Source organism: Frondihabitans sp. OV104 (genome assembly GCF_057787745.1).
The window spans coordinates 3,390,630-3,403,689 of sequence record NZ_CM173541.1; the positions used below are offsets into that span (position 1 = coordinate 3,390,630).

General features: G+C 71.3%; 16 protein-coding genes. 15 read left to right on the forward strand and 1 reads right to left on the reverse strand.

From position 1 onward, the window contains the following. Positions 1 to 71: 71 nt before the first annotated feature. The 4 genes from AC3CBB_RS16020 to AC3CBB_RS16035 all read left to right on the forward strand — a co-directional run bounded on the left by AC3CBB_RS16020 (position 72) and on the right by AC3CBB_RS16035 (position 3,154). Complete coding sequence (locus AC3CBB_RS16020) at positions 72 to 920, forward strand: flagellin N-terminal helical domain-containing protein (protein ID WP_123506878.1); 849 nt, start codon at positions 72 to 74, stop codon at positions 918 to 920. 131 nt (positions 921 to 1,051) lie between these two features. Continuing rightward, a complete protein-coding gene (gene fliD / locus AC3CBB_RS16025; RefSeq protein ID WP_488625366.1) occupies positions 1,052 to 2,407 on the forward strand; it encodes a flagellar filament capping protein FliD in 1,356 nt (451 codons plus the stop codon). A gap of 8 nt (positions 2,408 to 2,415) precedes the next feature. Beyond that, positions 2,416 to 2,862, forward strand: a complete 447-nt coding sequence (gene fliS / locus AC3CBB_RS16030; protein WP_123506880.1) for a flagellar export chaperone FliS — start codon at positions 2,416 to 2,418, stop codon at positions 2,860 to 2,862. Further along, on the forward strand, positions 2,855 to 3,154 hold the full coding sequence (locus AC3CBB_RS16035; protein WP_148061220.1) for a hypothetical protein: 300 nt from the start codon (positions 2,855 to 2,857) through the stop codon (positions 3,152 to 3,154). The genes fliS and AC3CBB_RS16035 overlap by 8 nt, the downstream gene beginning before the upstream one ends. A gap of 151 nt (positions 3,155 to 3,305) precedes the next feature. On the opposite strand, the gene AC3CBB_RS16040 is transcribed toward AC3CBB_RS16035, so the two are convergent. Next, positions 3,306 to 3,692 (reverse strand): DoxX family protein, encoded by a 387-nt coding sequence (locus AC3CBB_RS16040; protein ID WP_123506882.1) that lies wholly within the window; start codon positions 3,690 to 3,692, stop codon positions 3,306 to 3,308. A 158-nt stretch (positions 3,693 to 3,850) separates the two neighbouring features. On the opposite strand from AC3CBB_RS16040, the gene AC3CBB_RS16045 reads away from it, so the two are divergent. Genes AC3CBB_RS16045 through AC3CBB_RS16095 form a run of 11 tightly spaced genes read left to right on the forward strand, consistent with a single transcriptional unit; the run spans position 3,851 to position 12,960 of the window. After that, on the forward strand, positions 3,851 to 4,192 hold the full coding sequence (locus tag AC3CBB_RS16045; protein WP_123506883.1) for a flagellar basal body rod protein FlgB: 342 nt from the start codon (positions 3,851 to 3,853) through the stop codon (positions 4,190 to 4,192). Beyond that, a complete protein-coding gene (locus AC3CBB_RS16050) occupies positions 4,192 to 4,587 on the forward strand; it encodes a flagellar basal body rod protein FlgC (RefSeq protein ID WP_123506884.1) in 396 nt (131 codons plus the stop codon). Before AC3CBB_RS16045 ends, AC3CBB_RS16050 begins: the two co-directional genes overlap by 1 nt. Then, a complete protein-coding gene (gene fliE / locus AC3CBB_RS16055; RefSeq protein ID WP_123506885.1) occupies positions 4,587 to 4,925 on the forward strand; it encodes a flagellar hook-basal body complex protein FliE in 339 nt (112 codons plus the stop codon). The genes AC3CBB_RS16050 and fliE overlap by 1 nt, the downstream gene beginning before the upstream one ends. After that, on the forward strand, positions 4,925 to 6,592 hold the full coding sequence (gene fliF / locus AC3CBB_RS16060) for a flagellar basal-body MS-ring/collar protein FliF (protein ID WP_123506886.1): 1,668 nt from the start codon (positions 4,925 to 4,927) through the stop codon (positions 6,590 to 6,592). Before fliE ends, fliF begins: the two co-directional genes overlap by 1 nt. After that, entirely contained in the window at positions 6,589 to 7,614 is a 1,026-nt protein-coding gene (fliG, locus tag AC3CBB_RS16065) for a flagellar motor switch protein FliG (protein ID WP_123506887.1), read from the forward strand. Before fliF ends, fliG begins: the two co-directional genes overlap by 4 nt. Beyond that, entirely contained in the window at positions 7,607 to 8,224 is a 618-nt protein-coding gene (locus AC3CBB_RS16070; RefSeq protein WP_488625367.1) for a FliH/SctL family protein, read from the forward strand. Before fliG ends, AC3CBB_RS16070 begins: the two co-directional genes overlap by 8 nt. 2 nt (positions 8,225 to 8,226) lie before the next feature. Next, positions 8,227 to 9,573, forward strand: coding sequence for a FliI/YscN family ATPase (locus AC3CBB_RS16075; RefSeq protein ID WP_370454119.1), 1,347 nt, complete (start codon positions 8,227 to 8,229; stop codon positions 9,571 to 9,573). Continuing rightward, positions 9,570 to 10,010, forward strand: coding sequence for a flagellar FliJ family protein (locus tag AC3CBB_RS16080; protein WP_158614259.1), 441 nt, complete (start codon positions 9,570 to 9,572; stop codon positions 10,008 to 10,010). The genes AC3CBB_RS16075 and AC3CBB_RS16080 overlap by 4 nt, the downstream gene beginning before the upstream one ends. After that, on the forward strand, positions 10,007 to 10,720 hold the full coding sequence (locus AC3CBB_RS16085) for a C40 family peptidase (protein WP_488625368.1): 714 nt from the start codon (positions 10,007 to 10,009) through the stop codon (positions 10,718 to 10,720). The genes AC3CBB_RS16080 and AC3CBB_RS16085 overlap by 4 nt, the downstream gene beginning before the upstream one ends. Continuing rightward, positions 10,717 to 12,498 (forward strand): flagellar hook-length control protein FliK, encoded by a 1,782-nt coding sequence (locus AC3CBB_RS16090; protein ID WP_488625369.1) that lies wholly within the window; start codon positions 10,717 to 10,719, stop codon positions 12,496 to 12,498. The genes AC3CBB_RS16085 and AC3CBB_RS16090 overlap by 4 nt, the downstream gene beginning before the upstream one ends. A 12-nt stretch (positions 12,499 to 12,510) precedes the next feature. Next, positions 12,511 to 12,960 (forward strand): flagellar hook assembly protein FlgD, encoded by a 450-nt coding sequence (locus tag AC3CBB_RS16095; RefSeq protein WP_123506893.1) that lies wholly within the window; start codon positions 12,511 to 12,513, stop codon positions 12,958 to 12,960. The last annotated feature ends 100 nt before the right edge of the window (positions 12,961 to 13,060 follow it).

Below are 13,060 nucleotides of genomic sequence, written 5' to 3' on the forward strand. Positions count from 1 at the left end.
GATAGCTATCAATGTCAGCCCACGGATGGGCGGCAGAACCACCCCCAACAATCACGGAAGAGAAGAACATCATGGGTTTCCAGATCAACAACAACCTCGCGGCGAACAACACCTACCGCAACCTCAACAGCACGCAGGGTGAGCTGTCGAAGTCCCTCGAGAAGCTCTCGTCGGGTCTCCGCATCAACCGTGCCGCTGACGACGCTGCTGGCCTCGCCATCTCCGAGGGCCTCAAGTCGCAGGTCGGCGGCCTCACGGTCGCCGCTCGCAACTCGCAGGACGGCATCTCCGTCGTCCAGACCGCTGAAGGTGGACTGACCGAAACGCAGTCGATCCTCCAGCGCATGCGCGACCTCGCTGTTCAGGCCGGCAACGACTCGAACAACGACACCTCGCGTGCTGCGATCAAGACCGAGACCGACGCCCTCACCACGGAGCTCACTCGCATCTCCGCCTCCACCAACTTCAACGGCATCTCGCTGCTGGACGGCAAGGGTGGCACGGGCGCTGACGGCAAGCTGAGCTTCCAGGTCGGTGCCGGTTCGGACACCGCCTCGAACACCATCGTCGTCGACCTCTCGACCGCTGACGTGTCGAAGACGGCCACCGCCGTCGGCGCCATCGACCTGACCGACGCCACCAAGTCGGCCGCTGCGATCAAGACGATCGACGACGAGATCACGAAGATCTCCACGGCTCGTGCAGGCCTCGGTGCGGTCCAGAACCGCTTCGAGCACGCGATCAACAACACCAACGTGGCCAAGGAGAACCTCACGGCCGCCTCGTCGCGCATCACCGACACCGACATGGCGGAGGAGATGGTCAAGTACACGCGATCGAACATCCTCAGCCAGGCCGGCACCGCGATGCTCGCTCAGGCGAACCAGAGCACGCAGGGTGTGCTGAGCCTCCTCCGCTAGTCCCTAGCGAGCGGGCAGCAGTACCAGCACCACCCATCCGCGGATGGAGGGTGAGGAGTGGAAGTTCGGGTCCCCTCCTCACCCCCTCCGCGGACCAAAGTCGTTCTCGAAAAGGCTGAAAGGAGCCGCTCATGGCAGGACTCGCCGTCGACGGCCTCGTCTCCGGTCTCGACACGACGTCGCTCATCAACTCCCTGATGACCGTCGAATCGCAGCCCCAGACCCTCCTCAAGGCCAAGGTCACCTCGACCCAGTCCGCGATCACGGCCCTCCAGGGCCTGAACACGCAGGTAGCCGCGCTCGCCACGGCCGCCACCACGGCCAAGTCGGCCACCTCGCTGTCGCTGTTCACGGCCTCGACCTCGTCGACCACCGTCACAGCGACCGCCTCCACAGCGGCGTCCGCCGGCTCCATCGATTTCACCGTCGGATCCGTCGCCCAGGCCAAGACCGGCGTCACCGCCGCGATGTCCGCCTGGCCCTCCGACCCGGCCACCCTCAGCATCGTCGACTCGACCGGAAAGTCGTTCGACATCACCGCCAAGTCGGGCTCGCTCGACGACGTGGTCACCGCGGTCAACGCATCCGGCTCGGGCGTCAAGGCGGTCAAGGTCGCCTCGGGCACCGCCGCCGACGGCTCGACTCGGTACCGCCTCCAGTTCACGGCGCAGTCGACCGGCACGAAGGGCGATTTCACCGTCCTCCAGGGCGGGTCCGACCTTCTCGCCGCTCCCGGTGCCGCCGTCACCAAGACCGCGCAGGACGCCACCGTCACGCTCTGGGCCGGCACGAGCGCCGAGCAGACCATCACGTCGAACACCAACACGTTCGCCGACCTGCTCCCCGGCGTCTCGGTCACCGTCACCAAGGCGTCGACCGACCCGGTCACGGTCACCGTCGCCCAAGACCAGACCGCTGCCAGCAAGGTCGCCTCCGGCCTCGTCGACAGCCTCAACGGCGTCTTCGGCCTCATCTCGACCAAGAGCGCAATCGTCAACAGCACCGACTCGTCGGGCAAGGCCGTCGTCTCCGGTGGCCCCTTCACCGGCGACAGCACGGTGCGCGGCGTCAACCAGTCCCTCGTCGACGCGGCCTCGCTGCCGATCAACGGCAAGTCGCCGTCCGAGATCGGCATCAGCATCACCCGTGACGGGATCCTCTCGTTCGACGCCGACAAGTTCGCCGCCGCGATGGCCGCCGACCCCGAGGGCACGCAGGCGATGTTCTCGACCCTGACGTCGCGCGTGGCCGACGCCGCGAACCAGGCGTCCGACAAGTACGACGGCCAGATCACCGGCGTCATCACCGGCCAGCAGTCGCTCGTCACGTCCATGAGCAAGCAGGTCGACGAGTGGGACCTCCGCCTCACCGACCGCCGCGCCTCGCTCGAGAAGCTCTACTCCGCTCTCGAGGTGCAGCTCTCCAACCTCCAGTCGCAGGCCACGTCGCTGACGTCGTCGCTCGCGAACCTGCCGACCTACAGCTGAGAACCGCCATGACCCTCACCTTCGGACACACCGCCCAGCGCAGCGCCTACGAGCGCGAGGCCATCCTCTCGGCGACGCCGACCCGGCTCCTCACCATGCTGTACGACCGCCTCCTCCTCGACCTCGGCCGGGCAGAAGCGGCACAGGGCGCAGGATCCTGGGCCACCGCCTCCGAGAACCTCCTCCACGCCCAGGCCATCGTCTCCGAGCTCACCACGTCGCTCCGCGTCGAGCTCTGGGAGGGCGGCGTCGAGCTCCAGGCCCTGTACACCTACGTGTCGGTCGCCCTCGTCAACGCCAACGTGCGCCGCAACGTCGAGCTCACCCGCGAGGCCATCGGCCTCCTCGAGCCGCTCCGCCAGGCGTGGCACGAGGCCGCCGCCTCGATCCCGGCCGCGGGTGCCGCCACGATCGACACCCCCACCTACCTGGGCGGGAGCCTCGGCGTTGCCTAGGTCGGAAGAGACCCGTCAGGCCTGGCTCGACGCGCTCGCCGAGATGGAGGCCGTCGCCGGCGCCTCGGGCGACAGCGCCTACGCCCCCTCGGCGTGGACCCCCCAGGCCGACCTCGGCCCGCTGCCCGCCGACCTCGTCGAGCGCGCCCGCGAGGTGCAGGACGCCCAGAAGTCAGCGATCCAGCGCGTGCTGGAGGCCCGCCGCACGGTGGTCAAGCACCTGGCCGCACTGAAATCGGTTCCTGCGGCGCGGGATTCCGACCGCGCGGTCTATCTCGACGCCACCGGCTGAATCTTCTTGCCGCGACGCGTGTCGCGGCACCGGACCTCGGACAAGCCTCGGTCGTCCGGCGTCACGGCCCACGCCGCGGCGCCCTTCTTGCCGCGGCGCGGCGAGGTCTCTGGGGAACCCGGCCACCTCGAGTTCCTGCGCCCAGGGCCCGCTACTTGCGGGTCGACCAGAGCGCCCACGCGACGAGCAGCGGCTGCCCGAGCAGGCGCAGCGCGCGCTTCTTGTCGGTGTCGAGCCCGAATGCGTCTTCGCGCTTGAGCAGCTGCGACAGGTTGCCGGGGAAGATCGCGGTGAAGAAGGTCGCCGCCAGGCTTCCGACCGCGCGCCGCTGGATGCCCGAGGCGATCGCTGCGCCGAGCGCCATCTCGACGACTCCCGAGGCGAGCACGACCTGGTCGATGGTCAGCGGGGTGTTGTCGGTGATCGACTTCGGCACCTGCGCCTGAAAGGGCTCGCGCGCGAAGGTGAGGTGCGAGGCGCCGGCGAAGACGAGGATGCCGCCGAGCAGGAGGCGTGCGGCGGTACGGGGAACGGACATCCGTCAATGATGCCCCCCGAAGACGGGGGCGGTCGGGAGCGAACCACCCCTAACGCCATCGCCTCACCCGGCCGATAGAGCACAGTGAGCACGGATCGCTCACCTCATCAGGCCACGGATCGGCCGCCCCGCCACTTGCAACCGCGAAGCGAGCCGACGTGCTGGAATCCGTGACCTCCCGAGCTCTGGAGAGCGCCCTCGACGGGCTCTCCCTGCGCCAGAAGGCGATCGCGAACAACATCGCGAACATCAACACCCCCGGCTACACCGCCGAGCGGGTCTCGTTCGAAGACGCCCTCGCGGCGTCCGTCAAGGCGGGCAGCGGTTCGACCACCGCCACCATGGCCCGCTCGCTCGAGCCCACCAACGAGGACGGCAACAACGTCAACCTCGACACCGAGACGCTCAGCAACACGACGACGGTGCTCCAGTACCAGTTCGCCACCCAGGCCGAGAACAACGTGCTCACCAGCGTCCGCTCCGTTCTGAGGAGCAGCTGATGGGCATGTTCGACGCGATCGGGATCGCGAGCACGGGCCTCACCGTCCACCGCAAGTGGATGGACGCCATCTCGGACAACATCGCCAACGTCAACACCGTCAAGCCGATGTCGGAGGCCGCCTTCCAGGCGCGCTACGTCGAGGTGCAGGAGGGTGACGGCGTCTCGGGCGTCTACGTCAAGGGAGCTGCGTTCGGCAGCGCCGCCGGCCGGGTCACGTACTCGCCCGACGACCCCCAGGCCGACGAGAACGGCTACGTCCGGATGCCCGACGTCGACCTCGGCACCCAGATGGCCGACCTGATCATGGCCCAGCGCGGCTACCAGGCGAACGCGGCGGTCGTCGACCGCGCGAAGACAAGCTACGAAGCAGCACTTGAGATCGGACGCAACTGATGCCCATTTACCCCGTCAACGGGACCTTCCCCGTCGGTTCGACCGCCCTCAACTCCGGCGTCTCGAACGTGGGTGCGACTCAGGACGCCTCGCAGATCAACGGCATGGACGCGACGCCGACCACCGGCGCCGGCAGCTTCGGCAACGTCATCGACGGCCTGCAGTCGCTGCAGGGCCAGTCGCAAGACCTGGCGGTCAAGGCCGTCACCGGCGACCTCGACGACGTCCACACCGCCACCATCGCGGCGACCCGCGCGCAGGTCACCCTCGAGCTCGTCTCCGCCGTCCGCAACAAGGGCGTCGACGCGTTCAACGAGATCATGAGGATGCAGGCCTGATGCCCCCCGCACTCCGCTCCATGCTGACCGGCCTGCAGAGCAAGATCCAGGCCTTCACCGTCGCCCAGCGCACCCTCGCCGTCATCGGCGTCGCAGTGCTCGTGCTCGGCGGCATCGCCCTCACCTCGTGGCTCACCAAGCCCTCGTACACGCCGCTCTTCACCGGCCTCGCCGCCACCGACGCGTCGTCGGTCGTCGACCAGCTCACCACGGACGGCGTCCCCTACCAGCTCACCGACGGCGGCTCCACCATCCTCGTGCCGCAGTCGCAGGTGTACGCCGAGCGCCTCAAGGCCGCCTCGGCCGGCCTCCCCGCCGACAACTCGGGCGGCTACTCGCTGCTCGACACGATGGGCGTCACCTCGTCGGAGTTCCAGCAGAACGTCACCTACAAGCGCGCGATCGAGGGCGAGCTCGCCAAGACGATCATGGCCATGGACGGCATCCAGGCCGCCAGCGTCCAGCTCGCAATCCCCGCCGAGACCGTCTTCGCCGACGAGAAGACCGACCCCACGGCGTCGGTGTTCGTGCAGCCGAAGTCGGGCGTCACGCTGTCGACCGACCAGGTCGACGCGATCGTCCACCTCACCTCCGCCTCGATCGAGGGCATGAAGCCGACCGACGTCTCCGTCGTCGACGCCTCCGGCAACGTGCTCTCAGCCGTCGGCACCGGCACCACCGGCTCGTCGTCCAAGCAGTCAAGCGACTACGAGAGCCGCGTGCAGTCCAACGTCCAGGCGATGCTCGACAAGGTGCTCGGCGCCGGCAACTCGACCGTCGTCGTCGCCGCCGACATGAACCAGTCGTCGGGCACCAAGGTCACGGAGTCGTACACGGCTCCCACCGGCGGCGCGGCTCCGCTCAGCGAGTCCAGCACCAAGGAGTCCTACGGCAGCGGCGCAGGATCCGGCAGCACCGGCACGACCGGCGTCCTGGGCCCCGACAACATCGCCGTCCCCTCCGGCTCCGCATCCGACCCCTCCGCATCGGCCACCGACGGCGGCTACGTCAACGAGTCGGCGACCAAGAACAACGCCGTCGACAAGACCACCGAGACCACGTCGATCCCCGCGGGCCAGCTGACGAAGCAGACCATCTCGGTCGCCATCAACAGCTCGGTCGCCGGCGGCACCAGCCTCACCGCGATCTCGGACCTCGTCTCGAAGGCGGCCGGCGTCGACAAGACCCGCGGCGACTCCGTCAGCGTCCAGTCCGTGAGCTTCAGCACCACCGGTGCCAAGGCCGCCGCCGCCGCTCTCAAGTCGGCGAACGCCCAGGCCGCCGCTGACAGCAAGAACTCGCTGATCAAGACGGCCGCCACCATCGGCGGAATCGCGATCCCGCTGCTCATCGCCCTCTTCCTGCTGACCCGCCGCGGTCGCAAGCAGGAGCGCGAGGACATCGACCTCGGCGAGATCTCGTCGGTCGCGACCACCTGGCCCGGCGACGCCGAGACCAAGCAGATGGCTCTCGACGCCGCCGAGCAGCGCCGCCTCCTCGAGGCCTCGCAGCCCCGCACGGCTGTGACCGCGCAGATCCCGTCGCTCGACCCCGAGGGCGCCTCGATGGAGCGCAAGCGCGCCGAGATCGACGCCCTGGCCGCCTCCGACCCCGACCGCACCGCCGAGCTGCTCCGCGGGCTCCTCGATGACAGGCAGCCGGTATGAGCCCCGTCACCAAGGCGGCCGAGCTGACCGGCGCCCAGAAGGTCGCCGTCATCCTCATGCAGATGGACCAGGTCCGCGCGGCCGCCGTCATGCAGAAGTTCAGCGAGGCCGAGGCCGACGAGATCACGGCCGAGCTGGTCAAGATGCGCCGCGTCGAGTCGTCCGTCGCCGACGAGGCCGTGGGCGAGTTCCACGACCTCACCACGCAGGGTCGCCTGACCCGCCGCGGCGGCCGCGACTTCGCCGTCGGGCTGCTCGAGGCGTCGTTCGGCTCCGAGAAGGCCGCCGGCGTCATGGAGCGCCTCGCGTCGTCCATGGCCGGCCGCTCGTTCGAGTTCCTCGAGGCCGCCGACTCCGGCCAGCTGCTCACCCTCCTCGACGGCGAGCTGCCCCAGACCATCGCCCTCGTGCTCGCGCACCTCGCCGCCGACCAGGCGTCGGCCGTGCTCGTCGGACTCGACGTGTCGCTCCGCACCGACGTCGCGCAGGCCATCGCCACGATGGGCACCGCCACCCCCGAGGCCGTCGGGATCGTCGCGCAGACCCTCAAGGTCCGCGCCGGCGCCGTCGTCGCCCCGCGCGAGCAGGTCGAGGCCGTCGGAGGCATCCAGCCCCTCGTCGACATCATCAACCGCTCCGACGCGGCCACCGAGCGCATCCTCCTGGAGGGCCTCGAGGCGCGCGACCCGGCGCTCGCCGAAGAGGTTCGCTCGCGCATGCTCACCTTCGTCGACATCGTCAAGCTCGACGCCCGCGACGTGCAGCAGGTGCTGCGCGGCATCGACGCGGCCGTGCTCGCGATCGCCATGAAGGGCGCTCCCGAGGCCGTCACCGAGGTCATCCGCGCGAACGTGTCGGAGCGCAACCGCGAGCTCCTGGACGACGAGATCCGCGCCGCCGGCCCGGTCCGCATGTCTCAGGTCGAAGAGGCCCGCGCCTCGGTCGTCACCGCGATCCGCGAGCTCGAGGCCCAGGGCGCGATCACCGTGCAGCGCGGCGACGAGGAGGCCCTCGTTGAGTAGCTTCGTCCAGGCGGCGTTCCCCGTCCTCCGCAACCCGATCACCGCCGCACGCGAGAACGAGGCGTCCGAGCGCGGTCACGCCGCGGGCTACGCGGCCGGCCTCCGCGCCGCCGCCGCCGAGACGGCCGCCCTCCGCGCGCAGCTGGTCGCCGAGCGCGACGCCGCCGTGGCGCAGGCCGACGCGCGCTCCTCCGCGGCCGCCGCCATCATGGTGGCGTCGGCGCGAGCCATCGACGACCGCCAGACGGCGCTCCGCACCGAAGCGCAGGAGACCCTGCTGGTCACCTCGCTCCAGCTGGCGGCGGCGATCCTCGGCTACGAGGTCGAGACCAATCCGTCGTCGACCGTCATCGCCGCGCTCACGCGGGCCCTGTCGGACGTCGACCCCGCGGACGTGGTCGTCCTGCGGCTGAACCCGTCCGACCTCTCCCTCCTCGACGGCCAGGCCGACTCGCTCGGCGTGAAGCTCGTCGCCGACCCGTCGCTCGGCCGCGGCGACGCCCAGGCCGACCTGCGCGCCGGCTTCATCGACGCCGCGCTCTCGACCGCGCTCGCCCGCGCCGAGCAGGCGCTGACGGGCGCGCAGCCGGCCACCGGGGGAGCCGCGTGAGTATCGCCACCCTCGACATCGCACCCCGCCTGGCGGAGGCGTCGCGCGCTGCGCGACCCCTGCGCATCGGCGTGGTGTCGAGCGTCGTCGGCCTCGGCATCGGCGTGTCCGGACTCGACGTCGCCATCGGCGACCTCGTGTCGGTCGGCGACCCGATCGTCGGACCCGCCGGCCTGCCGGAGGAGCGCATCGCCGAGGTCGTCGCTGCGACCCGCGACGGCGTCCGCATCATGCCCCTCGCGCCGATGACCGGCGTCCGCTCGGGAATGGCGGTCCGCCCCACCGGCCGCCCCATCCTCGTCCCGACCGGCCGCGGCCTGTTCGGGCGCGTGCTCGACGGCCTCGGCCGTCCGATCGACGGCAAGGGCCCGCTGCAGTTCGACGAGCTCGTGCCCGTCGACCACGCGACGCCCAACTCGATGCAGCGCGCCCGCATCGACACGCCCCTTCAGCTCGGCGTCCGCGCCCTCGACACGCTCACCACCGCCGGCCGCGGCCAGCGCATGGGCCTGTTCGCGGGCTCCGGCGTCGGGAAGTCGTCGCTGCTGTCGATGATCGCCCGAGGCACGGATGCCGAGGTCAGCGTGATCGCCCTGATCGGCGAGCGCGGACGAGAGGTGCGCGAGTTCCTGGAAGACGATCTCGGCCCGGAGGGCCTCGCGCGCTCGGTCGTCGTCGTCTCGACCTCCGACGAGCCCGCGCTGATGCGCCTGCGTGCCGCCTTCGTGGCGACCCGCATCGCGGAGTCGTTCCGCGACACCGGCTCGGACGTCGTGCTGATGATGGACTCGCTCACCCGCGTGGCCATGGCCCAGCGCGAGATCGGCCTCTCGGTCGGCGAGCCCCCGGCGACCCGGGGCTACCCGCCGTCGACGTTCTCGACGCTCGCCAACCTGCTCGAGCGCGCCGGCACCGACGTGCAGGGCTCGGTCACCGGCCTCTATACCGTGCTCGTGGACGGCGACGACCACAACGAGCCGATCGCCGACGCCGCCCGCAGCATCCTCGACGGCCACGTCGTCCTCGACCGGAAGCTCGCGGTCACCGGCCACTTCCCGTCGATCGACGTACTCGGCTCGATCTCGCGCGTGGCCTCGAAGGTCATCACGAGGGAGCAGTCGGCCGCCGCGAAGCACCTCCGCACGGTCATGGCCGCTCGTCGCGCCGCCCAGGACCTCATCGACGTGGGCGCCTACCAGTCGGGATCGAACCCGCTGGTCGACGCGGCCGTCGCGCACCAGGGCGAGATCGACCGCTTCCTGCAGCAGACGATGGACGACCAGACGCCGTCCGACGCCGCCTGGGCGCAGCTCATCGCGCTCGCCCGCACGCTGGGGGCCGCCCTGTGAAGACGTTCTCGCTCGCCGGCCTCCTCCGAGTCCGGCACGCCCAGCAGCAGAAGGCGCTGGCCGAGCTCTCTCAGGCCAACCACCGCATCCGCGACGTGGCCGAGCGCCGCGCCCGCGCCGAGCGCACCCTCGAGGACGCCGCCGGCAGGAACGCGATCATCACCGACGCCGCCACCCTCACCGCTGTCGCGGCGGCCCGGGCCTCGACCCGCGGCATGATCGCCGAGCTCGACGCCGTCGCCGATGCCCACCGTGTCGCCGCCGCGGAGGCGCAGGTCGAGTTCAACGCCGCCCGCGCCCGCTCCGTCGCCCTCGAGAAGCTCGAGGAGCGCCACCTGCTCGCCGAGCGCGAGAAGGACCTCCGCGACGAGCAGCTCGCTCTCGACGAGATCGCCACCAACCGTTTCCGACCCGCCGACCCGGAGGAGCTGTCATGAGCGTCACCGACGTCCTCTCTCGGATCTCCCAGATCCAGAGCACCATCGCCGAGATCCAGTCCGGCCTGCCGTCGTCCACCTCGTCGACCGCCTCGACCGACGGCGCCTCGACGTTCGCGTCCGCGCTCGCCGCGGCCGGAGCCACGACCGACGCGACCGCGACGACCGCGACCAGCACCGACGCGCTCGACTCGACCGCGGGTACGGCGGCCACGCCGGCGAGCCCGACCGGGGGCCTCGTCGCCAACGGCGTCACCGGCGCCGACGTGGTGGCCGACGCCAAGAAGTACCTCGGCGTGCCCTACGTGTTCGGCGGCACCACGACCAGCGGGATGGACTGCTCCGGCCTCGTCCAGACCGTCTTCAAAGACCTCGGCATCACCATGCCGCGCGTCGTGCCCGACCAGGCGAACATGGGCGTCAAGGTGCCCGACCTCGCCCACGCGAAGGCCGGCGACATCATCACCACCAAGGACGAGGGTCACATCGTGATCTACCTCGGCGACGGCAAGATCCTCCACGCGCCGCGCCCCGGAAAGGACGTCAGGATCATCGACAACTACCTCACGGACGCCGACATCGGAGAGATCCGCCGCATCGTCCCCTCGACCGCGGCCACGACGCAGCCCGTCTCCGGCAGCTCGTCGAAGTCCGATCTCGTCAACGCCGCGCTCCAGCAGCTCATGGCCTCCTCGAGGAGCGCCGCGTGAGCCCGGCGATGCCGTCGGTCGCCGACGCGCTCACCACGGCGCCCGCGCGTCCTGGCTCGTCGTCGTCCGTCGACTCGCCGGCGTCGGCTGCCTCGTTCGGCGACGCGATGCAGGGTGCAGCGGCTCCGGCGCGCGATGCCGCGGGCAAGGGCGGTCAGGCTGCCGCAGGCTCGCCCGGGGCTGGTTCCGGCGCTGCTGGTTCGGCTGCTGCCGGTCCCGCCGCTAGCCCTTCCGCTTCGGCTTCCGGCCGCGCCGCTTCGGGCGAGGCCGCGAAGGCCGTCGCGCCGCGCGACCACGCGCCGCGGGACGCGTCCACGAGCGACGACGGGAGCGCGGACGCGAAAGACGACGCGGCCCCGATCGCCGTCCCTGCCGCGCTGGCGATTCAGGGTTCGAGCGTCGCACCCGTCGTGCTCGCCGCCCTGGCGTCGGCTGCAGCGAGCACTGCCCCTGAGTTGTCGACGGCGGCGGCGCCGACCAGCGCCGCGCCGTCCGGCGGCCCCGTTCCGCTCGCGGCCGCCCCTGCCTCCGCAGGCCTCGCGGCGATTCAGGCTCGAGGCGCGCAGCTCGCCGTCGCCGCCCCGCAGTCCGCCGCCGGCATCGCCCCTGAGTCGTCGACCGGCACCGCGTTGTCGACCGGCACCGCGTCGTCGACCGGCACCGCGTCGTCGGTTGTCGCGCCGACGGCCTCCGCCGCGCCGGCCGCCGCCCTAGCCGCCGCGCCGGCCGCTCTCGCCGCCGCCGCCCCGTCGACAACTCAGGGTCGAAGCACGGTCGCCGCCGTCACGAGCCCGGTCGGCGCACCCATCGCGAGCACCGCCCCTGAGTTCTCGACGGCCGCAGAGCCGAGCGCCACCGCGTCGACCAGCGCAGCGTCGATCGGTGCCGCTTCGACCGCCGCCGCTTCGACGGCCGCCGCGCCGACTGCCCCGGCCCCGACCGCAGCCCCGCCCGCCGCCACCGCGACGACCGCAGCCGCCACCGCTACGCCCGCGACCGGCTCGGCCGCCGCCGCCGGCCCGACCTCGACGGCCGCTGCCCTCGCCGCCGCGCCGACCACGGCACCCCCCGCCGACGGCCCCCTCGTCCGCACCGCCGACGCGGCCTCCGCTGCCGTCCAGTCCGCCGCCTCCGGCGCCTCCCCCCAGGGCCAGCCCGGCTCGGGCCAGGCCGGCCAGGGCCAGCCCGGCTCCGGCCTGCCGACCGCCGTCGCGCCGGCGGCCCCGGCCGCGCAGGGCACGGCGGCCGTCGCCGTCGACTCCGCCGCCGCGTTCGCACAGGTCCAGCAGACCGCCCCCGCCGCGCCGTCGGCCGCCGCCCCTTCGGGAGCCCCTGCCGCCCCGATGCCCCTCCACACGCAGCTCGCCCGCCCGGTGTTCACGCTCGCTGCCGCCGGAAGCGGCGACCACGTCGTGACCGTGCAGCTCTCGCCGGACGCCCTGGGCCCGATGACGGTCCGCGCGCACGTCAGTGCGCAGGGGATGCACGTCGAGCTGTTCGCGCAGTCGGAGGCCGGCCGCGATGCGGTGCGCGGGATCCTGCCGGATCTCCGTCGCGACCTGCAGTCGGCCGGCCTCCAGTCGAGCGTCGACCTCTCGAGCCAGAACCAGCCGCAGCAGCAGGCCGCGGGCGCGTTCGGCCAGGGCGCCGGCCAGTCGGATCGCTTCGGAGAAGCTACCGAATCGCGCGCGACTGCCGATAGTCAGAGCGAAGACACCTCTGTCGCCGCGCCCCGCGCACTCCACCCCACCTCCTCCTCCATCGACGTGATGGCCTGAAAGGACTACCGAATGGCTCTCGACGGCATCACCGGAACGGTCTCCACGTCCGTTCCCGCCACCAGCACCACTTCGACGGCCCGCACGCCGAAGCAGTCGATGGACAGCGAGATGTTCCTGCAGCTGCTCGTCTCGCAGCTGCAGAACCAGGACCCGTCGTCGCCGATGGACACCAACGCCATGATCAGCCAGACCACGCAGCTGGCGATGATGGAGCAGGTCACCAACAACACGACGACCGGCAATGAGAACTTCTCGCTCCAGATGCGGATCTCGGCCGCGAACCTCGTCGGCAAGCAGGTCACGTACGACGACGCATCGGGCACCTCGGTGACCGGCACGGCCGCGTCGGTGTCGTTCGCCGGCAGCGTGCCGACGGTGAGCGTCGGCGGCAAGGACGTCCCCCTCGACTCCATCTCGGGAATCGTCGACAAGTCGGCGGCGACCAGCACGACCCCCTGACGCACAGCACCACCACAGACCCCGCTCCACCTCGGCTGCCACGGACGGCGACCGGCATCACGGCCACGGAAGGCCGCTTCACACACACTTCCTTCCTTTC